Origin of the sequence: Marinobacter albus, assembly GCF_030238305.1 — a bacterium.
In the GTDB taxonomy this organism is placed as follows: Bacteria; Pseudomonadota; Gammaproteobacteria; order Pseudomonadales; family Oleiphilaceae; genus Marinobacter; species Marinobacter albus.
In genome coordinates this window covers 332,170-352,898 of record NZ_JASSQD010000003.1, presented here as the reverse complement: position 1 = coordinate 352,898, position 20,729 = coordinate 332,170, and the positions used below count along the sequence as shown (strand labels likewise).

24 protein-coding genes are annotated in these 20,729 nt (G+C 57.5%); 18 read left to right on the top strand and 6 right to left on the bottom strand.

Annotated elements, in window-relative coordinates:
* Positions 1-26 precede the first annotated feature (26 nt).
* Together QQF73_RS16520 and QQF73_RS16515 are read right to left on the bottom strand one after the other, a co-directional pair.
* Positions 27-1,817, bottom strand: a complete 1,791-nt coding sequence (locus tag QQF73_RS16520; RefSeq protein WP_219868440.1) for an ABC transporter ATP-binding protein — start codon at positions 1,815-1,817, stop codon at positions 27-29.
* A gap of 111 nt (positions 1,818-1,928) precedes the next feature.
* Entirely contained in the window at positions 1,929-2,381 is a 453-nt protein-coding gene (locus QQF73_RS16515) for a YaiI/YqxD family protein (RefSeq protein WP_219868439.1), read from the bottom strand.
* 121 nt (positions 2,382-2,502) lie between these two features.
* On the opposite strand from QQF73_RS16515, the gene QQF73_RS16510 reads away from it, so the two are divergent.
* The 13 genes from QQF73_RS16510 to QQF73_RS16450 all read left to right on the top strand — a co-directional run bounded on the left by QQF73_RS16510 (position 2,503) and on the right by QQF73_RS16450 (position 13,141).
* Positions 2,503-3,075 (top strand): histidine phosphatase family protein, encoded by a 573-nt coding sequence (locus QQF73_RS16510; protein WP_285368869.1) that lies wholly within the window; start codon positions 2,503-2,505, stop codon positions 3,073-3,075.
* A gap of 68 nt (positions 3,076-3,143) precedes the next feature.
* The gene (locus QQF73_RS16505; protein WP_219868437.1) at positions 3,144-3,482 is read left to right on the top strand and encodes a zinc ribbon domain-containing protein YjdM; all 339 of its coding nucleotides are present in this window, start codon (positions 3,144-3,146) and stop codon (positions 3,480-3,482) included.
* A gap of 187 nt (positions 3,483-3,669) precedes the next feature.
* Entirely contained in the window at positions 3,670-4,746 is a 1,077-nt protein-coding gene (gene pdhA, locus QQF73_RS16500) for a pyruvate dehydrogenase (acetyl-transferring) E1 component subunit alpha (RefSeq protein WP_285368868.1), read from the top strand.
* Positions 4,746-5,738 carry an alpha-ketoacid dehydrogenase subunit beta gene (locus tag QQF73_RS16495; protein WP_285368867.1) on the top strand — a complete coding sequence of 331 codons (993 nt, stop codon included), beginning with the start codon at positions 4,746-4,748 and terminating at the stop codon, positions 5,736-5,738. The genes pdhA and QQF73_RS16495 overlap by 1 nt, the downstream gene beginning before the upstream one ends.
* Positions 5,735-6,856: a dihydrolipoamide acetyltransferase family protein gene (locus QQF73_RS16490; protein WP_285368866.1), complete on the top strand. Its 1,122-nt coding sequence runs from the start codon at positions 5,735-5,737 to the stop codon at positions 6,854-6,856. The genes QQF73_RS16495 and QQF73_RS16490 overlap by 4 nt, the downstream gene beginning before the upstream one ends.
* 89 nt (positions 6,857-6,945) lie before the next feature.
* Positions 6,946-9,219: a putative bifunctional diguanylate cyclase/phosphodiesterase gene (locus QQF73_RS16485; RefSeq protein ID WP_219868433.1), complete on the top strand. Its 2,274-nt coding sequence runs from the start codon at positions 6,946-6,948 to the stop codon at positions 9,217-9,219.
* 96 nt (positions 9,220-9,315) lie between these two features.
* On the top strand, positions 9,316-9,810 hold the full coding sequence (locus QQF73_RS16480) for a copper chaperone PCu(A)C (RefSeq protein ID WP_285368864.1): 495 nt from the start codon (positions 9,316-9,318) through the stop codon (positions 9,808-9,810).
* A gap of 150 nt (positions 9,811-9,960) precedes the next feature.
* On the top strand, positions 9,961-10,320 hold the full coding sequence (locus QQF73_RS16475) for a nuclear transport factor 2 family protein (RefSeq protein WP_285368863.1): 360 nt from the start codon (positions 9,961-9,963) through the stop codon (positions 10,318-10,320).
* 292 nt (positions 10,321-10,612) lie between these two features.
* Positions 10,613-11,110, top strand: a complete 498-nt coding sequence (locus QQF73_RS16470) for a DUF3291 domain-containing protein (RefSeq protein WP_285368862.1) — start codon at positions 10,613-10,615, stop codon at positions 11,108-11,110.
* Between the two features lie 112 nt (positions 11,111-11,222).
* The gene (locus QQF73_RS16465) at positions 11,223-11,600 is read left to right on the top strand and encodes a nuclear transport factor 2-like protein (RefSeq protein ID WP_219868429.1); all 378 of its coding nucleotides are present in this window, start codon (positions 11,223-11,225) and stop codon (positions 11,598-11,600) included.
* 222 nt (positions 11,601-11,822) lie between these two features.
* Entirely contained in the window at positions 11,823-12,191 is a 369-nt protein-coding gene (locus tag QQF73_RS16460) for a SpoIIAA family protein (RefSeq protein ID WP_219868428.1), read from the top strand.
* Positions 12,192-12,402: 211 nt separating this feature from the next.
* A complete protein-coding gene (locus QQF73_RS16455; RefSeq protein ID WP_219868427.1) occupies positions 12,403-12,705 on the top strand; it encodes a hypothetical protein in 303 nt (100 codons plus the stop codon).
* 43 nt (positions 12,706-12,748) lie between these two features.
* On the top strand, positions 12,749-13,141 hold the full coding sequence (locus QQF73_RS16450) for a DUF2784 domain-containing protein (RefSeq protein WP_219868426.1): 393 nt from the start codon (positions 12,749-12,751) through the stop codon (positions 13,139-13,141).
* A gap of 14 nt (positions 13,142-13,155) precedes the next feature.
* Here the strand turns inward: QQF73_RS16450 and QQF73_RS16445 are convergent, their stop codons facing one another.
* Both QQF73_RS16445 and QQF73_RS16440 read right to left on the bottom strand, forming a co-directional pair.
* Positions 13,156-14,895 (bottom strand): diguanylate cyclase, encoded by a 1,740-nt coding sequence (locus tag QQF73_RS16445; protein WP_285368861.1) that lies wholly within the window; start codon positions 14,893-14,895, stop codon positions 13,156-13,158.
* A 94-nt stretch (positions 14,896-14,989) separates the two neighbouring features.
* Positions 14,990-15,817, bottom strand: a complete 828-nt coding sequence (locus tag QQF73_RS16440; RefSeq protein WP_285368860.1) for a M90 family metallopeptidase — start codon at positions 15,815-15,817, stop codon at positions 14,990-14,992.
* Positions 15,818-15,882: 65 nt separating this feature from the next.
* Between QQF73_RS16440 and QQF73_RS16435 the strand changes: the two genes are divergently transcribed.
* From QQF73_RS16435 to QQF73_RS16420, 4 genes are all read left to right on the top strand, one after another.
* Positions 15,883-16,554, top strand: coding sequence for an SDR family oxidoreductase (locus QQF73_RS16435; protein WP_285368859.1), 672 nt, complete (start codon positions 15,883-15,885; stop codon positions 16,552-16,554).
* Positions 16,555-16,655: 101 nt separating this feature from the next.
* Positions 16,656-17,111 (top strand): CopD family protein, encoded by a 456-nt coding sequence (locus QQF73_RS16430; protein WP_219868422.1) that lies wholly within the window; start codon positions 16,656-16,658, stop codon positions 17,109-17,111.
* Positions 17,112-17,146: 35 nt separating this feature from the next.
* Entirely contained in the window at positions 17,147-17,599 is a 453-nt protein-coding gene (locus tag QQF73_RS16425) for a MaoC family dehydratase (RefSeq protein ID WP_219868421.1), read from the top strand.
* Between the two features lie 21 nt (positions 17,600-17,620).
* The gene (locus QQF73_RS16420; RefSeq protein ID WP_219868420.1) at positions 17,621-18,295 is read left to right on the top strand and encodes a spermidine synthase; all 675 of its coding nucleotides are present in this window, start codon (positions 17,621-17,623) and stop codon (positions 18,293-18,295) included.
* 12 nt (positions 18,296-18,307) lie between these two features.
* On the opposite strand, the gene QQF73_RS16415 is transcribed toward QQF73_RS16420, so the two are convergent.
* Positions 18,308-19,162 carry a PA4780 family RIO1-like protein kinase gene (locus QQF73_RS16415; protein WP_285368858.1) on the bottom strand — a complete coding sequence of 285 codons (855 nt, stop codon included), beginning with the start codon at positions 19,160-19,162 and terminating at the stop codon, positions 18,308-18,310.
* A gap of 111 nt (positions 19,163-19,273) precedes the next feature.
* On the opposite strand from QQF73_RS16415, the gene QQF73_RS16410 reads away from it, so the two are divergent.
* Positions 19,274-20,113 (top strand): DUF6544 family protein, encoded by an 840-nt coding sequence (locus tag QQF73_RS16410; RefSeq protein WP_285368857.1) that lies wholly within the window; start codon positions 19,274-19,276, stop codon positions 20,111-20,113.
* Positions 20,114-20,272: 159 nt separating this feature from the next.
* On the opposite strand, the gene QQF73_RS16405 is transcribed toward QQF73_RS16410, so the two are convergent.
* On the bottom strand, positions 20,273-20,692 hold the full coding sequence (locus QQF73_RS16405; protein ID WP_219477554.1) for a universal stress protein: 420 nt from the start codon (positions 20,690-20,692) through the stop codon (positions 20,273-20,275).
* Between the last annotated feature and the right edge of the window lie 37 nt (positions 20,693-20,729).

Below are 20,729 nucleotides of genomic sequence, written 5' to 3'. Positions count from 1 at the left end.
ATATGATCTGAGGGTGAGGCAGGGTCTCAGGCCTGCCCGGTCTGCACCCGCCACTGGGCGTGGTAGGCACCCTGTTGGTCGAGCAGTTGCTGGTGGGTTCCGGCTTCCACGACCTGGCCGGCGTCCACGACGGCAATGGTGTCGGCGTCGACAATGGTGGACAGGCGGTGGGCGATCATGATCACCGTCCGGTTGTGGCCAATGCGCTTGAGTGAGCGCTGGATCGCAGCTTCCGTTTCATTGTCAACGGCACTGGTGGCTTCGTCCAGCACCAGAATCGGCGGGTCCTTCAGCAACGCCCGGGCCAGGGAGAGGCGCTGGCGCTGGCCCCCGGAGAGACGAATGCCGCGTTCGCCAACCGGCGTTTCCAGTCCCTCGGGCAGGGCCTCAATGAAGGACCAGGCTTCGGCGGTTTTCGCCGCCTCGACGATTTCTTCGTCGGTGGCGTCCGGTTTTCCGTAAGCGAGGTTTTCCCGAATGCTGCCCTCAAAAAGGTAGACATCCTGGCTCACCAGGCCAATGGCCTCACGCAGTGACTTGAGACTGACCGACTGGATGGGCTGGGTGTCGATCAGGATTCGCCCGTGACTGGGGTCGTAAAAGCGCAGCAGAAGCTTGATCAGCGTGGATTTACCGGAGCCGGTGGCACCAACCAGCGCAAGGGTGTGACCGGCAGGTACCTGCAGATCGATATCCCGGATACCGGCGCCGCTGGCGGGGTAGTGAAAGCTTACTTTTTCAAAACGGACTTCGCCCTTGACCGGCCCAGCCAGTGGTTGCCCGGCCTCGTCGTGCACGTAGACAGGCTCTGCAAGCAGATCAAGGATACGCCGGGTGCTGGCCATGGCCCGCTCAAACAGATCGATTACTTCGGCAAGGCCAGTCAGGGGCCAGAGCAGGCGTTGGGTCAGAAACACCAGCACGCCATAGGCGCCGACATTCAGAGTGCCTTCCAGAGCCATCATGCCGCCGACGGTGAAAGTGGCCAGGAAACCGGCCAGTATCGCCATGCGAATTACCGGAATGAAGGCGGAACTGATTCGGATGGCCCGGCGGTTGGCCTCCACGTAGGCCTCGCTGCTTTCCTTCAGGCGTGCCGCTTCCCGCTGTTCTGCGGTAAAGCTCTTGATGGTGGCGATACCGCCCAGGTTGTTGGCCAGCCGGCTGGACAGATCGCCGACTTTCTCCCGCACATCGGCGTACAGGGGACCCGCCTTGCGCTGGAAGTAGAAGGCGCCCCAGATAATCAGGGGAATGGGGGTAAAGGCCAGCAGGGCGATTAACGGCGACAGGACGAAGAACACGGCGCCCACGGCTACCACCGTGACCAGCACCTGAATCATGGCGTTGGCACCGCCGTCCAGGAAACGTTCAAGCTGGTTCACGTCGTCATTCATAGTGGCCACTAACTGACCAGAGCTGCGGGCCTCGAAAAAACTCATGTCCAGACGCTGGGCATGCTCGTAGGCATCCTGGCGTAAATCCGACTGCAGGCGCTGGGCCAGGTTGCGCCAGAGTATCTGGAACATGTATTCAAAGAGCGACTCCCCGGCCCAGATAAAGAACGTCAGTACGGCCAGGATGGTGATCTGCTCCCGCGCCGTTTCAAACCCCAGCCCGGCGACAAAACTCTGTTCCTGGTTGACCACCACGTCGATGGCGACGCCGATCAGGATCTCCGGGGCAATGTCGAACAGCTTGTTGATGATGGAGCAGGTGGCGGCCGCAATAATCTGTCGGCGATAGCCCCGCGCGTAGCGCAAAAGGCGGGCCAGGGCGGCGAAACTGCTGGTGGTTTGGCTGGCATGGCCGGGCATGAAAACACTCCGCGAAGGGCTGGAAAAGCGCAAAGGGTAGCTGGTACGTCTCAAAAATAAAAGAGAATCATTACCAACAACTGCGCAACGAAAGTCCGGATGCCCGGGAAGTCATTGCTTGAGATTGCGTTGCAGCCAGCGGTCCAGTTTGTCGGCGAATTCCTTGCGATCGGTCTGGCTGAACGGTGCGGGGCCTCCGGTCACCTGGCCGGCACTGCGCATTTCTTCCATGAAATTGCGCATGGCCAGGCGCTGGCGGATGTTTTCCCTGGTGAAGGCCTGGCCACGGGGATTGAACACATCCGCACCCTTTTCGATGGCTTCCGCCGCCAGGGGGATGTCCTGGGTAATCACCAGGTCGCCGGGGCTCATCTGGTCCATAATTTCGTTGTCCGCCACATCGAAGCCCTGGGGCACCTGGCGGCGCTGTATGTAGGGGCTCGGCGGGAGGTTGATGCTGTGATTGGCGATGAAAGTGGTCTGGACCTGCCAGCGGGTGGCGGCGCGGCAGAGGATTTCCCGGATGGGGACAGGGCAGGCGTCGGCATCGACCCAGATAGGCATGGCGGATTCCTTCATCGATTGGTTCTGGCGGCAAGTTTACCTTCTGTTGGTGTGAGCCTGGTAGGTTGATGTGGCGTATCACACTCTATGGCAGGAGATTTCAGGCACAGGAGGGACTGACATGATTTCAAAAGGTTTGGCCTTGGGAATATTGGTGTTGGTTTTGTCGTTACCGGCGGCGGCCAGTGACAACAACGGCAGTGCATGGCAGGCACTTCGCGATGGCGAAGCGATACTGATGATGCGCCACGCCCTGGCTCCGGGTACAGGCGACCCGGCGAATTTCCAACTGGATGACTGCAGCACCCAGCGGAACCTGAACGAGACCGGCAGGGAGCAGGGCCGGGCCTGGAAAACGTTTCTGGCGGAGCATGGCATTACCGGGGCGCGAGTGTATTCGAGCCAGTGGTGCCGGTGCATGGATACCGCAACCGAAATGAATGTCGGCGAGGTGACCGGCTGGCCGCCGCTGAACTCGTTCTTCCAGAACCGGAGCAGCGGGCCCCGCAAGACCCGGGAAACCATTGAGGGCGTGAACGCCATGGCAGACGGGGCGCCCATTATCCTGGTATCCCATCAGGTCAACACCACGGCACTGACAGGGATTTATCCGGCCTCCAATGAGGGCGTCATAATCGCACTTCCACTGTCGGACTCGCCGGAAATCCTGGCTCGGGTGGCACCGGGGAAGTAACGGCAGGCGGGCGGCAGAAGGGTGCTTTCTGGTATCATGCGCGCCCTTTACTTTTTCAGGAACCCCTCATGGCCCAGCTTCCTCCCTGCCCCCAATGCAGCTCTGAATACACCTATGAAGACGGCGTTCAGCTCGTCTGTCCCGAGTGCGGTCACGAATGGTCGGAAGCGGAAGCCGCCGCAGCCGAGGCCGGCGCAGTGGTTCGGGATTCCAACGGTAATGAACTGCAGGACGGTGATACGGTCACAGTGATCAAAGATCTGAAGGTCAAAGGATCCAGCTCGGTCGTTAAGGTGGGCACCAAGGTGAAGAACATCCGCCTTGTCGACGGTGATCACGATATTGACTGCAAAATTGAGGGTATCGGTGCCATGAAACTGAAGTCGGAGTTCGTGAAAAAAGCCTGAATTGCCCAATCCCTCCGGATCGTCTAGATATTACTCAGGGCGTCTTCGAATGCTCTGAGTAAATCCCAACAACGTGCGACCCGCGTTACGACAAGACGACTGGCTCCTAAACTGCCGGCCCCTCCGCCACAAGCGGAGAACTCCTGCAGTTGCGCTTTCACCAGGAAGCGGGGGCAAGGAGGGTGGGATGAAACAACGCTTCGAATTTCATGTGGATAGCACCCGCTATCTGGATGACCACGGCAAGCCACTGGATGATTTGCCGGCCCAGGCCGAGGATACCGAGCGTACCCTGGCTGCCTACCGAAATATGGTGCTCACCCGCACTTTCGATGCCAAAGCCATCGCGTTGCAACGCACCGGCAAATGCGGCACCTACCCCTCGGTGCTCGGGCACGAAGTGATTGGCACCGCAATTGGCCAGAGCCTGGCAAAAACCGATGTTTTTGTACCTTACTACCGGGACCAGGCTGCGCACATTCTTCGCGGTGCGTCACTGGTGGAAATGCTGTTGTACTGGGGCGGTGACGAACGGGGCAGTGCGTGGAAAAGCTGCCCGGAAGACCTTCCCATTGCCGTTCCCATTGCCACTCAGTGTTGCCATGCCGTGGGTGTGGGGTCGGCCATTCGCATCCGTGGTGAGGAGCGGGCGGTGGTCTGCTGCGTGGGAGATGGTGGCACGTCCAAAGGCGATTTCCTCGAAAGCATCAACCTCGCCGGCGCCTGGCACCTGCCCGTGGTGTTCATGGTGATCAACAATCAATGGGCGATTTCCACGCCCCGCGGCATCCAGACCGGTGCCGAGACCATTGCTCAGAAAGCCATCAGCGCCGGATTGCCAGGCCACATTGTGGACGGCAACGACTACTTTTCCGTCATCGAGGCCCTGGATGCTGCCCTCGAGCGGGCTCACGCCGGCAAGGGCGGCATGGTGATCGAGGCGGTCACCTATCGATTGGGGGATCACACCACGGCTGACGACGCCACCCGCTACCGCAGTGCCGAGGATCTGAAAAAAGCCTGGGAGAAGGATGGCATCAAACGTTTGCAGAACTACCTGCACGATGCCGGCCTCTGGGATCCGGACAAGGAAAAGGCGCTGCAGGCCGAGTGCAAGCAAACGGTTGAGAAGGCGGTGGAAGAGTACCTCGCCACCGAAGCCGAACCACCCACGGCCATGGTGGATTACCTGTTCGAAAACCTGCCCGTCTCGTTGCGGGCGCAGCGGGAGCGCCTTGCCGCCAAATACCGGGGAGGTGAATAATGAGCTCGGCAGAGGTTCGTGACGTCACCCTGGTGGAGGCCGTCAACATGGCTCTGGCCTGGGAAATGGCTCATGACGAGAATGTGGTGTTGCTGGGCGAGGACATTGCCACCAATGGCGGGGTGTTCCGGGCCACGGTGGGGCTCAAGGAACGTTTCGGCTTCAAGCGGGTGATGGACACGCCCCTGGCGGAAAACCTGATTGCCGGAACGGCCGTGGGCATGGCCACCCAGGGCCTGAAACCCGTGGCGGAATTCCAGTTCATGGGGTTCATCTACGCCGGTATGGAGCAGATCGTCAGTCACGCTGCCCGAATGCGCAACCGTACCCGGGGCCGGTTGCATTGCCCGATCGTCTACAGGGCGCCGTTTGGCGGGGGTATTCACGCACCGGAACACCACTCGGAAAGCACCGAGGCCCTGTTTGCGCACATTCCCGGCCTGCGTGTGGTCATCCCCAGTTCGCCCCAACGGGCGTACGGCCTGTTGCTGGCCGCCATTCGTGACCCCGATCCGGTGGTGTTCCTCGAACCCAAACGCATTTACCGCGCGGTGACCCAGAGCGTGGAAAACAACGGTGAGGCCTTACCGCTCGATACCTGCTTCACGCTCCGGGAAGGGGATGATGTCACCCTGATCACGTGGGGGGCGTGCGTGATGGAAACCCTGCAGGCGGCCGACAAACTGGCCGAGCAGGGGGTGTCCGCGGAGGTAATCGATGTCGCCTCCGTCAGCCCGCTGGACCGGGAAACGCTGCTGTGTTCGGTGGCCAAAACCGGCCGCGCCGTGATCATTCACGAGGCCTGCCGCAATGGCGGCGTGGGCGCTGAAATTGCCGCTTCCATTGCGGAAGGCGCGTTTCTTGATCTCCAGGCACCCGTGGTTCGGGTAACCGGTTACGACACCATCATGCCGTATTACCGGAATGAGATGGCCTACCTGCCCACCGTAGGCGACATTGTCGAGGCTGTGGAACAGGTGATTGCGCTATGAAAAATTTCAAACTCCCCGATCTTGGCGAAGGCCTGCCCGAGGCTGAAATTGTCGAGTGGCACGTCAAAGTGGGCGACGTTGTCGACGTCGATCAGGTGCTGGTTTCCGTGGAGACCGCCAAGGCCATCGTGGAGGTGCCATCTCCCGAGGCGGGTACCATCGCGAAGCTCTACGGCGATCCAGGCGACATCATCCACACCGGTGAGCCTTTGCTGGCGTTTGAAGGTGAGGGGGATGACACCGGCACTGTGGTGGGTGAGCTGAAAACCTCCGACAAGGGCAATGGGGCAGAATCCACCCGGGATCAGTTCATCATCGGCGCAGCGGTGTCCAGCCGACGGGCCCGGGCCAACCGTGCGACGCCGGGAGTCCGTGCGCTGGCGGAGCGCTTGGGTGTCAGCCTCGAATCGATCAAGGGCAGCGGCCCCGGCGGCCTGATTACCAACGACGATGTGCACAAACAGGCCAGCCATCAGAAACAGCTGGGTGAGGCGGAAATGCTGCGGGGCCCGCGCCGGACCATGGCCAAGAACATGGCGTTGTCCCACGCCCAGGTGGTGCCAGTCTCCATTTACGAGGACGCTGACATCGGCGACTGGAACGAAAGCACGGACATCACCATGCGCCTGGTGCAGGCGATCGCCCTTGCCTGTGAGGCGGTTCCGCAGCTGAATGCCTGGTTCGATGGCGATAACCTGAGCCGGCGGCTGCTGGATGAAGTGCATGTGGGCATTGCGGTGGATACATCGGAGGGGCTGTTCGTGCCCGTGCTGCGGGACGTGAATCACCGGTCGCAACAGGATCTGCGCCAGGGGCTGGAAAACCTGCGGGAAGCGGTTGCCACCCGCAAGATTCCACCCCGGGAAATGCAGGGGGCCACGATCACCCTGTCCAACTTCGGCACCATGACCGGTCAGTACGCCAACCCCATTGTGACCCCTCCCCAGGTGGCGATTGTTGGCGCTGGCAGGATCCGCGAGAAAGTCGTTCCTCGCGGTGGAAAACCGACAGTGCGGCGCATTCTGCCATTGTCCCTCACGTTCGATCACCGGGCGGCGACCGGAGGTGAGGCCTCGCGGTTTCTGGGCGCCATGGTCGAGGCGTTGACGGCGAAATAGGTCCGGGCATACGGAGGGCGAGAGTCAGCCTATACTCAATGCATTGGCTGGATGCCCTCGACATCTCGCGGGAATGCCCGGGAGGTACTTTGACCACACTCAAGCGTAACATCTGGACGCTCTTCTGGCTGGTTTATGCCGGCGGCCTCGTGCTGCTCATTGCTCTTGTTTCATCCTCCTGGAATACCACGATTGACCGATACGAACGTCACCACGAATCCCGTGTGGAGTTCTTTGCCCAATCGGTCGCCAACATCCTTGGCACGCAGGAACTGGTACTGGATGTGGTCGGCCGGGAACTGTTGCGTCGGAATAGGTTCCCGGTGGAACCGCAGGCTTTGCCACTGCTGGACAGCGCCATGAAATCCAGTCCTTCGCTGGCCGGCCTGGGCCTGGCCCGACCCAATGGCCAACTGATTGCGCTCAGCTCCAACATCAATATGGACCGGCTACCCAACCTGTTGGAATCGGAACGAACGCGCCCGAGTTTCCAGCAGGCGCTGATGGAAGAGAAGATGATTCTGGGGCGCACCTATTTCTTCGAACCTCTTGGTGAGTGGATCATTCCCGTTCGCAAAGCCTTGCGTAATGACGCCGGTGAAGTGCTGGCGGTAATGACGGCCGGGATACGGATTGAGGGTGAGCATGGTATTTTCAGCAGTGATCGGCCCAACGAAGACGACGAAAGCCTCATGCTGTTTCGTGAACGGGATGGCTACTTACAGTTTCTGTCGCGGGAGGACGTCGGGCCTGAAGTCTACTCCACGGTTCGCCGCCCGGACGATCAGATCCGGGCGGATACCGAGCGCCTTGAGCGGGAGTCCGGCAAGAGTATCGAGGCCATCAAGAGAGACGCGGATATCGTCATCTATTACTCCGAACGGGACAGCGGTACCTATCTGGGAGCGGCGGTCTATGATTCACGATTTGAACTCTGGGTTATCTCGGAATCCGACATGGCCGGCGTTCTCCGGGAGTTCTTCCGGCAGCTGGCGATTTTCGTTGGTTTGTTTGTGGTTATATCGGCCCTTCTCTATTACCTGTTCAGTCTGATTGATCGCGTTGAAAAGAAACGGCGGGACCAGCTCTTTCATCAATCCAGGCATGATGACCTGACCGGACTGATGAACCGGGTAGGGCTCATCGATGAGATCCACGCGCGGATTGATGCCCGGCGTCCCTTTTGCATCGCGCTCGTGGACATTGATAACTTCCGCGGCATCAACGATCGGTTTGGTCAGGATTTTGGTGACCGGGTGCTGGCTGACTGGTCCCGTTGCCTGCGCCAGGCCGCCGGCGAAGATTCCGTGGTGGCCAGTCTTGGTGGTGACGAATTTGCGGTGGTTGCGGGAGTGTCGGACGAACAACAGGTTTACGAGTACTGCCAGAGCCTGTTGACCGAAACCGGCAGCTGCGTACTCAGTGGAGCGCTCAACATGCAGATTGGCGCCAGCATCGGTGCCGCGATTTTTCCAGCCAATGGCGATTCGTTCAGCAGCATTGTGCGCAGCGCTCACCTTGCACTCCACAAGGCCAAGAAGAACCGAAACGACGTGTGCCTGTTCCAGAGTGACATCGAAACCCGGTACCTGCGGCGGGTTCACATTGAACAACGCCTGAGAGGGGCGCTCGAACCCCATCTGATTACCATGGCCTACCAGGCTCAGGTTGATGCCAAGGGCAGGGTGGTCGGCATGGAGGCGCTGGCACGCTGGTATGACGACGAACTGGGGTATGTACCGCCGAACGAATTTGTGTCTGTCGCCGAGGCCTCGGGCCTGATGGTTCAGCTTGGCAACTACGTACTGGATCGTAGCCTTGAGGATTTCAGCACGTTGCCGCGGCAGAAGGCATTTCCACTGGAGCTTTCCGTCAATATTTCAGTGCTGCAGTTCATGCAGCCCGGGTTTGCAGAAACGGTGCTCGAAAAGCTTCGCCAAAATCACATGGCCCCAAACGAGCTGACCCTCGAAATCACCGAAACCATGTTCATGTCCCGCCAGAGCACCATCCTGCCGGTTTTGAATCAGTTGCGGGATTCCGGAATCCGGCTGTCCATGGACGATTTCGGAACGGGATACTCTTCCCTGAGTCTGCTGCGCTCATTGCCCATCGATGAGTTGAAGGTCGACAAGACCTTTGTGGACAGCATCAATGAAGACAAACAGGCCCGCAAAATGGTGGAGAGCATCGTCGCCATTGCCCGCAATCACGAACTGGAGTTGGTCGCCGAGGGCGTTGAAAGCCAGGAGCAGGCCGACACCCTGATTGCCATCGGCTGCCAGCGTTTTCAGGGATTCTTTTTCGGCCGTCCCGTACCGATTGGCGACGTCCGGGAACTGCTCACCGCTTCCGTCGAATGACCTTGTGCGACGATTCGTCGCAGAAAAACCCTTGTTCCGTCATGGCCCTCGGGTAAGCTCAAACACACAATCAATTGCCCGAAGGACCCAAGCACCGTGAAAGTGAAATCCCTTGTTGTTGCCTTGCTGCTTTCCATCATTCCTGCACTGGCCAGTGCCCACGACTACACTCAGGACAACCTGAAAATCGACCACCCCTGGAGTCGCCCAACCCCGCCGGGCACCCCCACCGGCGTTGGCTACCTGACCATCACCAACATTGGCGAGGCGCCGATCACCCTGATCGGAGCGCAAACCCCAAGGGCAGGGCACGTCTCGATTCACGAGTCCAGCATGAGTGACGGTGTAATGAGTATGAAGCCCCTGAAGCAGGGTCTTGTCATCCCCGCGGGTGAAACCGTTGAGCTGAAACCCCACAGTTATCACCTGATGCTGGAGAAACTGCCGGAACCCTTGCACGAAGGCGAACGCATACCTCTCACACTGAAGTTCAGGGGAGCGGAAACCGTGCAGGTCGAGCTCACTGTTGAGCCGTTGGATTACGGCGTAATGAAAAAAGAAATGGACCATTCTGGGCATCAGATGGAATGACGAGACTGCCAGAGCGCGGCAGGTTTGCCCAATGTTATGGAGCACGCCTGTTTGACGACTATAATTCTAGTTTACAGGAGACCCTTCACAGAGCCTTCCGGTCAATCAGGTATGAGAAGTGATAAGTCATCAAAAGAGGGGGGGGCGATCATGAATCTGGCAAACATTGTTCAAGGCGGATGGGATGCGGTTGGCGCCGGAGATTTTGACAGGGTGGTGGCCGATTACTCGGAAGAGATGATATTCGTTATGCCCGGGCAGACGGATGTACTTGAAGGTCGAGGGCCTTTCCGAGAGGCTCTCAATGGTCTTGGGCAAATTCTTCCGCCAGGGTTCGAGATTACCGGACTGCGTAACATAGAGGGTGATGCTGAGGTCGTCTCGATCGTCAATTGGAAATCATCAAAGATTACCGGCTCCCAGCTAGCGGTGCTTTTCCGATTTGAAGGCAACAAAATTTACGAGGAGCGATGGTTTATCGATACTGAACAATGGAACAACGCGTTCTGACTTCAGTGTTTCAGCCGTAGTGGCAGGTTCTCAAGCACTACTCAGTGGGTTCGCTGAACCCACGATTAAACCACGATCGAAAGGGAGTTCAGGTGGTGATCTGTTTTCTGAAATACATCTTGGATCCCTACGAACTCCCGGGTTCGAGCGCTATGCCAACAACATAGCCACCGTATCTACCTTATTGAAATAAACTTCTACCAGGATAAAGATTGGGACGATCGCCGAAGGCTGCTGAATAGTTTCTGAAAAGCGGCTGTGACTGGCGGTTAGTGATTTCAGGAGGAAAACCGTGACTCAGTATCATATTGCGCAACTCAATGTGGCAAAGCTGGAGGCGCCGATAGACTCGCCTCAGCTTGCAGATTTTGTCGCGAATCTGGATAGGATCAATGCCTTGGCGGATGACTCTCCGGGCTTTGTCTGGCGGCTACAAACGGAAGACGGTGATGCCACGGGCATTGATTATTTTGGCTCGGACCAGATTGTGAACCTTTCGGTCTGGGAGTCGGTCGAAGCGTTGCACGATTACGTTTACCGGTCTGTTCACGTCGAGATCATGCGCCGCAAAAAGGAGTGGTTTCACAAATTGGCTGAGTCCCACATGGTGCTTTGGTGGGTGCCAGCCGGACATATCCCCTCCTTGGAAGAGGCATCCGAAAAGTTGCAGAGATTGAGGAAGTCTGGGCCCACAAACGATGCGTTCACCTTCAAGAAAACATTCCCGCCTGCAACTGAAGCCGTCGAGATCTCATCAAACACTTTGGGTGGGGAGTGCCCTGCTACCTAAACGGTCCGGGGCCATTGTTTGTTATCAAGATAAAGTGGGAGTAAAACTGTTTAGGGCATCTGCGCGGATGCAGGCATTCCAATCGTCCCGGTCTTAGAAATGGAGTCTATCCATGCAACCAAAAGACATCGTGGCGCAGTTCATCTCGGACATCCACGCCCAAAGGCTGGATGAGGCAAAGACCTTGCTGGCTGCAGAAGAGTTTGAATACGTCGGGCCAAACATGCGCTTCCTCAGCCGCGATGACATGCTGGCCTACCAATTCGGTATGGTTGCCATTCAGAAAGACCTGGTTCTCCGGCAGCTGAGTGCTGACGGCGAGCATGTTTTCGCGATCCTGGATTACCGGACCCACTTTGAGCCGATTGGGGATGTGCGGCTTGCAGTCTGGTTTCGCGTGCGCAACGAAAAAATCCACACGGTCGAAGCATTCTATAACGCTGCAGTGGTTGAAAACATGCTGGGAGGAAACCTGCCCTCCGCGCGCTGAAAGCGGGGAAAACTCTACGGTAGAGGAGGTTTTGATCCGGTTGCGGGCCGCATGGTTTTTGCGATTGAAAATAAGCAAGGTACAAATCCAGTCTGATCTATACTTTGGGAATTGTTCGAGCATCCCAAGTTCTGTATGCGGCAGGAAGCAGCGCAACACTGAAGCGAACCTCAAAGCTCGATTCCTGGTATCAAGTTCGCCTCAGCCATGGAGGGTAAAAGCATGATCGAACACACTCTGGATACCGCCCATTCCATTCTCTATGTCCGTCCCACGTCGTCTTTGGAAAAAGACGATTTCCGTCAGCTAGCGGAAACGGCGGATCCCTTTATTGAAGAAACCGGAGCACTTGAGGGCCTTATCATCAGTAGTCCTACCTTCCCGGGCTGGAAAAGCATCGGGGCAATGGTCACGCATTTTCGCTTCGTAAGGGATCATCACAAATTCATCAGGAAAGTTGCACTGGTGACGGACTCGGCCTTTGGCGACCTTGGGGAGCATCTCGCATCACATTTTTTGTCTGCGGACATCAAGCACTTTCCTGTGAATGACCTTGAGGCGGCTGAAAAGTGGGTGGCCGGTAAGGATTAATGCAGCGTCTTGCCGGATCCACCAAACTATTATTCGCCGGAAGGCTCTATCGAGGCTACGCTGGAAAAGATTGGTTTTATTGAGATCATAAGATAGATGCGCTTTGTATTTTATATTTAGTCATGATGTATATAGGGAAGCATCTGGTGATGTTTGTTTTCGGGGCTATCCGAAAACAGCGTTGAACTGGAAACTAAAAAGGAGTTTTTAAATGCCTGCATCAGAAATCTATTCAGCAAAAGTTGGGGCGGGTGAGGGATTCTCAGGCCCGGCCCCTCTGGCCGGCCTGCCCAGTTGGACGGTCTCCAAACAGCAGCAGACTGAAATCTATGAAATTACTCATAATCTCAACCTGAACAATCCTGAGCTCGATATGCAGGTTGTTGCTACGTCAATGACGCCGGGGGTCAGCGTAGTTGTCGAGAACGTTGGCGCCAACTCGTTCAGAGTATCGGCCTGGACAAACCAGCTTGCAGCGGCAGAAACTGATTTTATGTTCATTGCGTATTGCTGAGTCAGCCCCATGCCGGGCGCTGGCATAGTGCCCGGTGAATTCCATGTTCTCAGGTTCGGTATACGTAGTTCTGGCAGACTCGCTGCTTGTGTTGCACGTGGTATTCGTAGCATTTGTGGTTCTGGGTCTGCTGGCTATCTACCTCGGTCATTTTCTGAATTGGGAGTGGGTGCGCAACATCTGGTTCAGGGTGTCTCACCTGATTGCGATTGCTGTTGTCGTCTTGCAATCCTGGGTCGGAGTAATCTGTCCGTTAACCACCTGGGAAATGGCGCTCCGGAACAAGGCGGGCGATGCCGTATACGAGGGGTCGTTCATCCAGCACTGGCTGCACGCCATTCTCTATTACAGTGCTCCTGAGTGGGTGTTTATTCTCAGCTATTCCCTGTTTGGAGGCCTGGTCCTGATCAGCTGGTTTTTGATACGGCCTCGTTGATTGCTGGTCCAGATTCAGACAGGTACTGCCCGGGCGGAGGCATCCGAGGCATTGCCAGCACAGACAAGGTTGCGACCTTCGAGCTTGGCCTGGTAGAGCGCCTGGTCAGCCATCACTATGGTCTTATCCAGGCTTACTTCTTCCGAATCGCGATTGGCGACGCCAACGCTGATGGTGCACTGAAGGATGTCCGCGCCTTCGCGGATGGTGAGCGCTTCGACATTCTGGCGCAAGCGCTCGGCAACGTTGCAGGCCTCCGGAAGATCGGTTTCCGGTAACAGCAGAACGAACTCTTCACCGCCCCAGCGGGCCAGGAGATCCCCCTGGCGCCGGGAACTGTCGAGCACCTTGGCGATTTTGCGCAGTATCCGGTCCCCGGTGGCATGGCCGTACTGATCATTAATCATCTTGAAGTGGTCGATATCGATCATGGCCACGCAGATATCGCGATTGTTGCGTTTTACCAGGTTCCAGAGCGATTCCGCGACAGGCAGGAAGCCCCGTCGGTTTTCCAGGCCCGTAAGATGATCCACCTGGGCTTTGCGTTCAGCCGCGATCCGCGCTTGCTGGGTTCTCTTGACCAGATCCGCCAATGCCAGTGCCAGAAGCATGGCATCCAGCACCATGCCTATGTCCACGGCATAAAAACCAATCTGACTGTACGGCAGGATGCCATAGACGGTCAGTGCCGTAATAGACGCGCCAATCGCGGAGGCGAGTGTGCCAAACAGGTAGTAGCGCGCGGATTTCATGCCGCTCATCCAGCTGGATACGCCCAGGTAAAGCATCAAGCCTGTGAAGACCGGTACCAAAGCGAAAGCGAGAGTCAGGGCCCACCCCCGTTCGCCGATGTAATAGCAGGCTGCAAACAGCGCGAAATAAACCGCACAGAGTACCTGGATGGCCCGGAACAGTTTGCGTCGCCGGAGTTTCACCTCCAGGAAGCTGGTGGCAAAGGTAATGCCGGAGAAGGCAAAAACCAACATTAACAGGGGCGGCGCCCACTGCTGCCAGACCACGGCAGACGGCCAGATCAACACCATGCCAATGCCGCTATAGGAGGCAGTCATGAGGATGAAGGAGACCATGTAAATGGTATAGAACAGGTACCGCTTACGCCGGAGCCCGGTGAAGAGCATCAGGTTGTAGGCCGCGAGAGCAAACATGACGCCATAGACGAAGCTGTAGAAAGCAGCGTCGAACTGTTCCTGATCGTGCCCGGCCTTGAGACTGGAAAAATAGAAGGGGATGACGACGGGATCTGCTGTTTCAACGCGCAAAAACAGGCGCGTCATGCCCGAGGGGAATGCGTATTCTGCAGTTGGGACCCGCGTGGCAAATGAGCGATTGTGGACCGGAATGCTATCGCCGCTGATAAAACGCTCGGGTGGCTCGCCCGCCGGCATGAAGTAGAAGTCGACCCGGTCAAGCCAGCCAATCCGTACTGACATGCGTCTGGTAATGGTGTCTCTGGTCGGATTAATCACATCTGCAACCAGCCAGACCGCACCGGAATCAATACCGTTGGCCATAACGCGGTCATCGGTACGCTGCACGCCTTCGGGCGTTTCCCCTATCAGGAACTGGATGTCGCCAACAGAGAGTTCCTCACCCTGTTCTTCGATAAACGCCATCCGGTGCGCGATTGCACCATGGTACCCCATCCGGGCATCCAGCCGGGGCACTGTCTGTTCTTCGTCGGAAGACGCACCGAAAGCGCCAGTCGCGAAGACCTGCAGAGTCAGAAGGGGCAAAAGGAGTAGTAAGGTCCAATACCGAAGCACTTGGTTTTACGTCCGTTTAAAACTGTCTTCATAGACTATATGCAAACCCGGGTTATGTCATGGTTCAGGACAGGTTCAGTTGTATGGGATCCACCCGGTAATAGTCGCAAAGTACCTCATATACAGCCGGTTGTGTATCTTTCAGATGGTGGGGTTGCTGGTAGAAGGCTTCCGTCAGTACCGCAAAAAACTCCGCAGGTTGGGTCGCTCCGTAGGGATCCAGCCAGCCCTGGTGGTGATGCCTGAGTGAGTGCCGGAGGTCCTCGTAAGCCTTGGTCATGGTGTGTTGCCACTCCTCAGCCTGTTTGCCGCTGAGTGGCGGAGCGCCGTCGGCGGTGCCATCAAGGTAGTCGAGCTGATGGGCAAACTCATGAAGGATGACATTGTGCGGACCATTCGGGGTCCTGGCCCCTTCCTCACACTCGGACCATGCCAGCACGACCTGGCCCCGTGAAGACGCTTCACCGGCACGGATCTGTTCGTTTACACTCACCACCATGCCGTCCCGTTCCGGAGCCTGAACCCTGTACACATCCGGATACACCAGTATGCTCCGCACTTCATCGTATTCGCCGAACGGCCGGGCGAGGATCAGCAGGCAGGCGTGCCCGGCAACGGTGATTCGCACCCGATCATCCACCTCGAAGCCATCACAGCCATAGAATGCCTTCTCGGCCAGAAACAGTTGAACGTGCTGTTCCAGGCGTTTTTTGAGACCTGAAGACAACTTACGGTAGAGCGGAACCGAAGTTTCCAGTTCTTGTCGCCATACTTCGGGAAATGGTTGCTTCAGTTGCCGTTTCCGGCGCCAGTCCTGGTAAAAAAACAGATAGAATACGGACAGTGCAATGAAGGTCACTGCAAACAGCGCAAATACAAGCAGGGCTGACATTCTTTAGGGTTCCACTTCGATGGGTATTCCGCCATCTTACCCCAAACGATCTTCAGGAGGCTGCCATGTCCGAGAAACAAACCGTTGTTATCACAGGTGCCAATCGCGGTATCGGCCTTGAGCTTGCACGGCATTATGCCGATGCGGGCTGTCACGTAATCGGTGTCTGTCGGAAGGCTTCCAGCGAACTCTCAGAAATCGCGGCCCGGGTTGTCGAAGGTGTGGACGTGACGACGGATGCTGGCATCCAGACATTGACCCGCGCGCTCGAGGGTCAGCGAATTGATCTGCTCATCAACAACGCCGGCCTGCTGCAGGATGAAAAACTCGGTTCCATTGATTTCGATTCCATCCGCACTCAAATGGAGGTCAACGCCTACGCGCCGCTCCGGGTTTCCGAGGCCCTGGTGTCGCACATTCCGTCCGGCGGCAAGATCGCCAACATTACCAGTCGTATGGGATCCATTGCCGACAATGATTCCGGAGGCCGCTACGGTTACCGGGCCTCGAAAGCGGCGCTCAATGCGTTTGGCAAATCGTTGGCGATGGACCTGAAACAGAAGGGCATTGCCGTGGCCCAGTTGCACCCGGGTTATGTACAGACGCGGATGGTAAATTTCGGAGGATTGATTACACCCGAGGAGTCCGCCAAGGGGCTGGCTGCCCGGATAGAGGGCCTCAACCTCGAAAACACCGGCTCGTTCTGGCATAGCAATGGAGACGAGTTGCCGTGGTAAGGTCGCTCTGAGTTTTGTTAGCCGGTTGTCTTGGGCGCCGGCAAAGGCGGGGTGTCCCTGGGGCAGCCCGGCACACAGGTAGTATCAACAGGAGTTTGCTGATGAGTCTGGCGATTGCCTTGCACGTGTTGTCTGCGGTTGTCTGGGTAGGGGGCATGTTCTTCGCGTATATGGCCATGCGCCCGGCGGTGATTGAGGTGGTTGAAGCAAGCCAGCGCGGCACGCTCTGGTGTCGCACCCTGTCCCGGTTCTTCCGCTGGGTCTGGCTGGCCATCATTTTGTTGCTGGTTACCGGTTATTGGATGGTGTTCAGCGTCTTCGGGGGGATGGCCGGCGCGGGCTGGCATATCCATGCGATGCAGGGGCTGGGGTTGATCATGATGCTGCTGTTCTTTCACGTGTACTTCGCTCCGTTCCGCCGGCTCAAGCAGGCAGTGGCCGAGAAGGATCCTCAGGAAGGTGGTCGACGGGTCGGCCAGATCCGCAGGCTGGTCGGCATCAACCTGATTCTGGGGTTGGTGGTCATTGTGGTCGGCGCGGGTGGCCGGTATCTGTAAAGTGCGTCTGGAGTCGGGCAACCGGGAAGCTGACCATGTCTTACATTCGAAAAAAGACCATAGAGGGGCTAGAGGCGGGTGATTGCTTTACGCTGACTCGCACCTTCACCGAGGCGGACACCGTGACCTTCGGAGAGATCAGCCGCGACTATAACCCAATTCACTACGACGAAGGTTTTGTCAGGGCCAAGAACCTGCAAGGGCGGATCTGTCACGGCCTGCTCGTCGGCGGCATGATCACGGAAGTGGGTGGTCAGATCGGCTGGCTGGCGTCCGGAATGAATTTCCGGTTCCGGCGGCCAGTGTATTTTGGTGACACCGTAACCTGCGTGTTCACAATCACAGAGGTGGATGAGAAGAGCAGGGCTCGAGCGGAAGCGGTGCTCTCAAATCAGCATGGAGATGTAGTGATTGAGGCCTGGCTGACCGGTGTTTTGCCGGGCCCGAGTGAACAGCAAATTCTGGCCGGTCTGCTGGCCGGCGACTGACCCACATTATTCGAGGTTTGTATGGCCCGTTTCGAGCTGCTAGGCACAGCGATCATTCCCGGTAAGGGAACGCAGCTGCGTCTGCTGCAGCGTAATGACGAATTCTCAATCAAGATTGCCGGCAGTACCGGTGAGCTGATGAACAGCCGTCTTCACGGGTCAGAAGATGCACTGGCAACGCTGGCCTGCGAGCGGATTTCGGATCATCCTGCTCCGCGGATCCTGATCGGGGGGCTCGGCATGGGTTATACCCTGGCCGCAGCGCTGGCATCTCTGGGCGAGACCGCGGAGGTGACCGTGGCGGAGTTGGTGCCGGAGGTGAAAGACTGGAACCTCGGGCCCTTGGGTGGGGCCGCCGGTTTTCCGCTGAAAGACCCGAGGGCGCAGGTTCACATCGGGGATGTGGTGCAATTGATCAAGGAGTCTCCCGCCACTTATGACGCCATTCTTCTGGACATCGACAACGGTCCGGAGGGGCTCACGAGGAAGGAAAATGACTGGCTTTACACCAGAGCGGGCATTGCGGCAGCCCAGGCCGCACTGCGGCCGGACGGCATACTGGCCTACTGGTCGGCTGGGCAGGACCCTGCATTTACCGAACGCCTCAAGCGGGCAGGCTTGTCAGTGGAGCCCGTCACCGTGCGCGCCCATCGGCCGGGCAAGGGCGCCCGGCATGTTATCTGGCTGGCCTGGTAACGCGACAGCATCTCAGTCATCGTCTTCCATCTGAACGCGTTCCTGTCGCTCCATTTCCTCCAGTCTGGCTGCATCAATCACCGCCATCAGATCATCCACATCGGCGCTGTGGGTATCGTGCTCGAAGCAGCCGGTCAGCGTGCTGTCCGGATGAAGATCCCCGCTCTCGTAAAGGGCCCAGATCTCCTTGCCATAATCCGTGGCCAGGAGGTCCGGCGCGTACTGCCCAAAGTGCCGACGCATGTTATCAACATCCCGTTCCAGCATGCGCTGGGCACTGTTGTTGCCAGCGGCGTTCACAGCCTGGGGCAGGTCAATGATCACAGGACCATCGGCATCTACCAGTACGTTGAATTCGGACAGATCGCCGTGGATAAGCCCGGCGTCGAGCATGCGAACGATTTCTGCAATGACCCGGCCGTGGTAAAGGCGGGCCACCTCCGGGGTAAGCGTGACATCGTCAAGTCGCGGCGCTGCTTTGCCGTCAGCGTCGGCAATCATTTCCATCAGCAGCACGCCATCGACAAAGCCCAGGGGCTGGGGAACCCGTACCCCGGCTGATTGCAGACGGTACAGGGCGTCCACCTCGGCGTTGAGCCAGGCATCCTCCTGCTCTTTCTGTCCGTAGCGGGTCTTCTTGCTCATGGCCCTGGCCCGACGACTGTTCCGTACTTTTCGGCCTTCCTGGTATTCCACGGCCTGCTTGAAGCTACGCTTCTGGGCTTCCTTGAACACCTTGGCGCATCGCAGCTGGTCGCCACAGCGCACTACATACACCTGTGCTTCCTTGCCGCTCATGAGCTGGTACAGCACTTCGTCCACCATGCCATCGTCGACAAGGGGTTGTAATCGCTTCGGTACTTTCATAAAACCTTTCTGGTTCACCGTATGTTTGCCGACCCGACCGGATTGGTTGATCTGGAGCAAGGCCCGGCGTGGGCTGGGCCTGGAGAATGACGGGTACGGAGCATAGCTTACATGAAAACTCTTCTTGTCATCCTGTTGATTGTAGTTGCTGGCGGGCTGTTGGCCCTCTGGCTCTGGCGTCAGTTGGATCATCGCGCTGATCAGGCCGCCATGGACCGTCTGTCAGCAACACAACCGTTGCATCCGGAGCAATTCGAGCCTGCCATGATAGAAGGGTTGCCGGAACCCGCGCGCCGCTATTTTCTCTTCACCATAGCGCCGGGCACGCCGCTTTACACGGTTGCTCGCATCGGTATCGCGGGCCGGTTTGGCATGGGGAGTAAAGATAAGCCGGATTACCTCGATATGAGTGCCCTGGAGGTTCTGGCGTTGCCGACCGGGTTTGCCTGGAAAATGGCGGCCAGGCGGGGCTTGATGCGCCTATCGGGCTCCGATACAGAGCGCTGGACGAGGTTCTGGTTGATGGGCCTTCTGCCGGTCGCGCGTTCAGGAGGTGACCTCAATCATGCCCGATCTGCATTCGGTCGGTATGTGGCAGAAGCCGTATTCTGGAGCCCGGCGGCATTATTGCCCGGACCAGGAGTCCGTTGGGAGCTGGTGGATGAAAACACGGCGAGGGTGGTTGTCCGCAAGAACGGTTTGGAACAGGCGGTCGAGGTCAGGGTGGCCGAGAGCGGACAGCCATTACAGGTCAGTTTCTTTCGTTGGAGTGATGCCAATCCGGAGAAGGTTTATCGCCTTCAGCCTTTCGGCGGCTTCCTGACGGATTTTCAGGAATTCAGCGGATTCCGATTGGCAACCCGGGTGGAAGCCGGCAACTTTTTTGGTACCGAGTACTATTTCCCGTTCTTTGTTGTTTCCGTAACGGATATAACCTTTCCGGGAAACTGATCAGGCCAGTCTGTGTGGCCAAAGCTCAGAAACCCTGTTTAATGGCTTGGATTGTTATTGCCAGTCAGCCAGTCTTACCGATCGTTTTGCTGCTCTGGTTCGTGCTCTGCAAATGCCAGGATCAGCATCACTGATCCTGGACCTACCCGAAGGCTTGCTTCAGCGCACGACAAATACGGAGATATCGCTTTCCTTGACGATATTGGCCGCATTGGAATGCAGGATATGCAGTTTGTCGCCAATGCCAGGCGTGTGAGATGCCATGACAACCAGATCCGCCCCAGTGTCCCTGATGGCCTCAAGAAGCTTGTCATCCAGCTCTACTGCGGTGTCTGCAGTGGACAGCACTTTGCTTGTGGCCCGGATTCCATGCGCTTTGCCCTGTTCCTCGGCGAAGGCCTCAAGCTTTTCGGCGAGTTCCTCGGGGTTGTGCGCTGCTGCGCCCGGAGCGGTGTTGGTCACGGTGACATAGCAAACCGAGGCATCGTAATGCTTGGCAATATCAATCGCTGTGTTCAATGCCTTGGGCATTTTTTCGGTGTGTGCCAAGTCTACCGGCACGAGCAATTTGTGATACATAGCGCTTCTCCTTATCTCGCTTGGGATGTTGCATCCT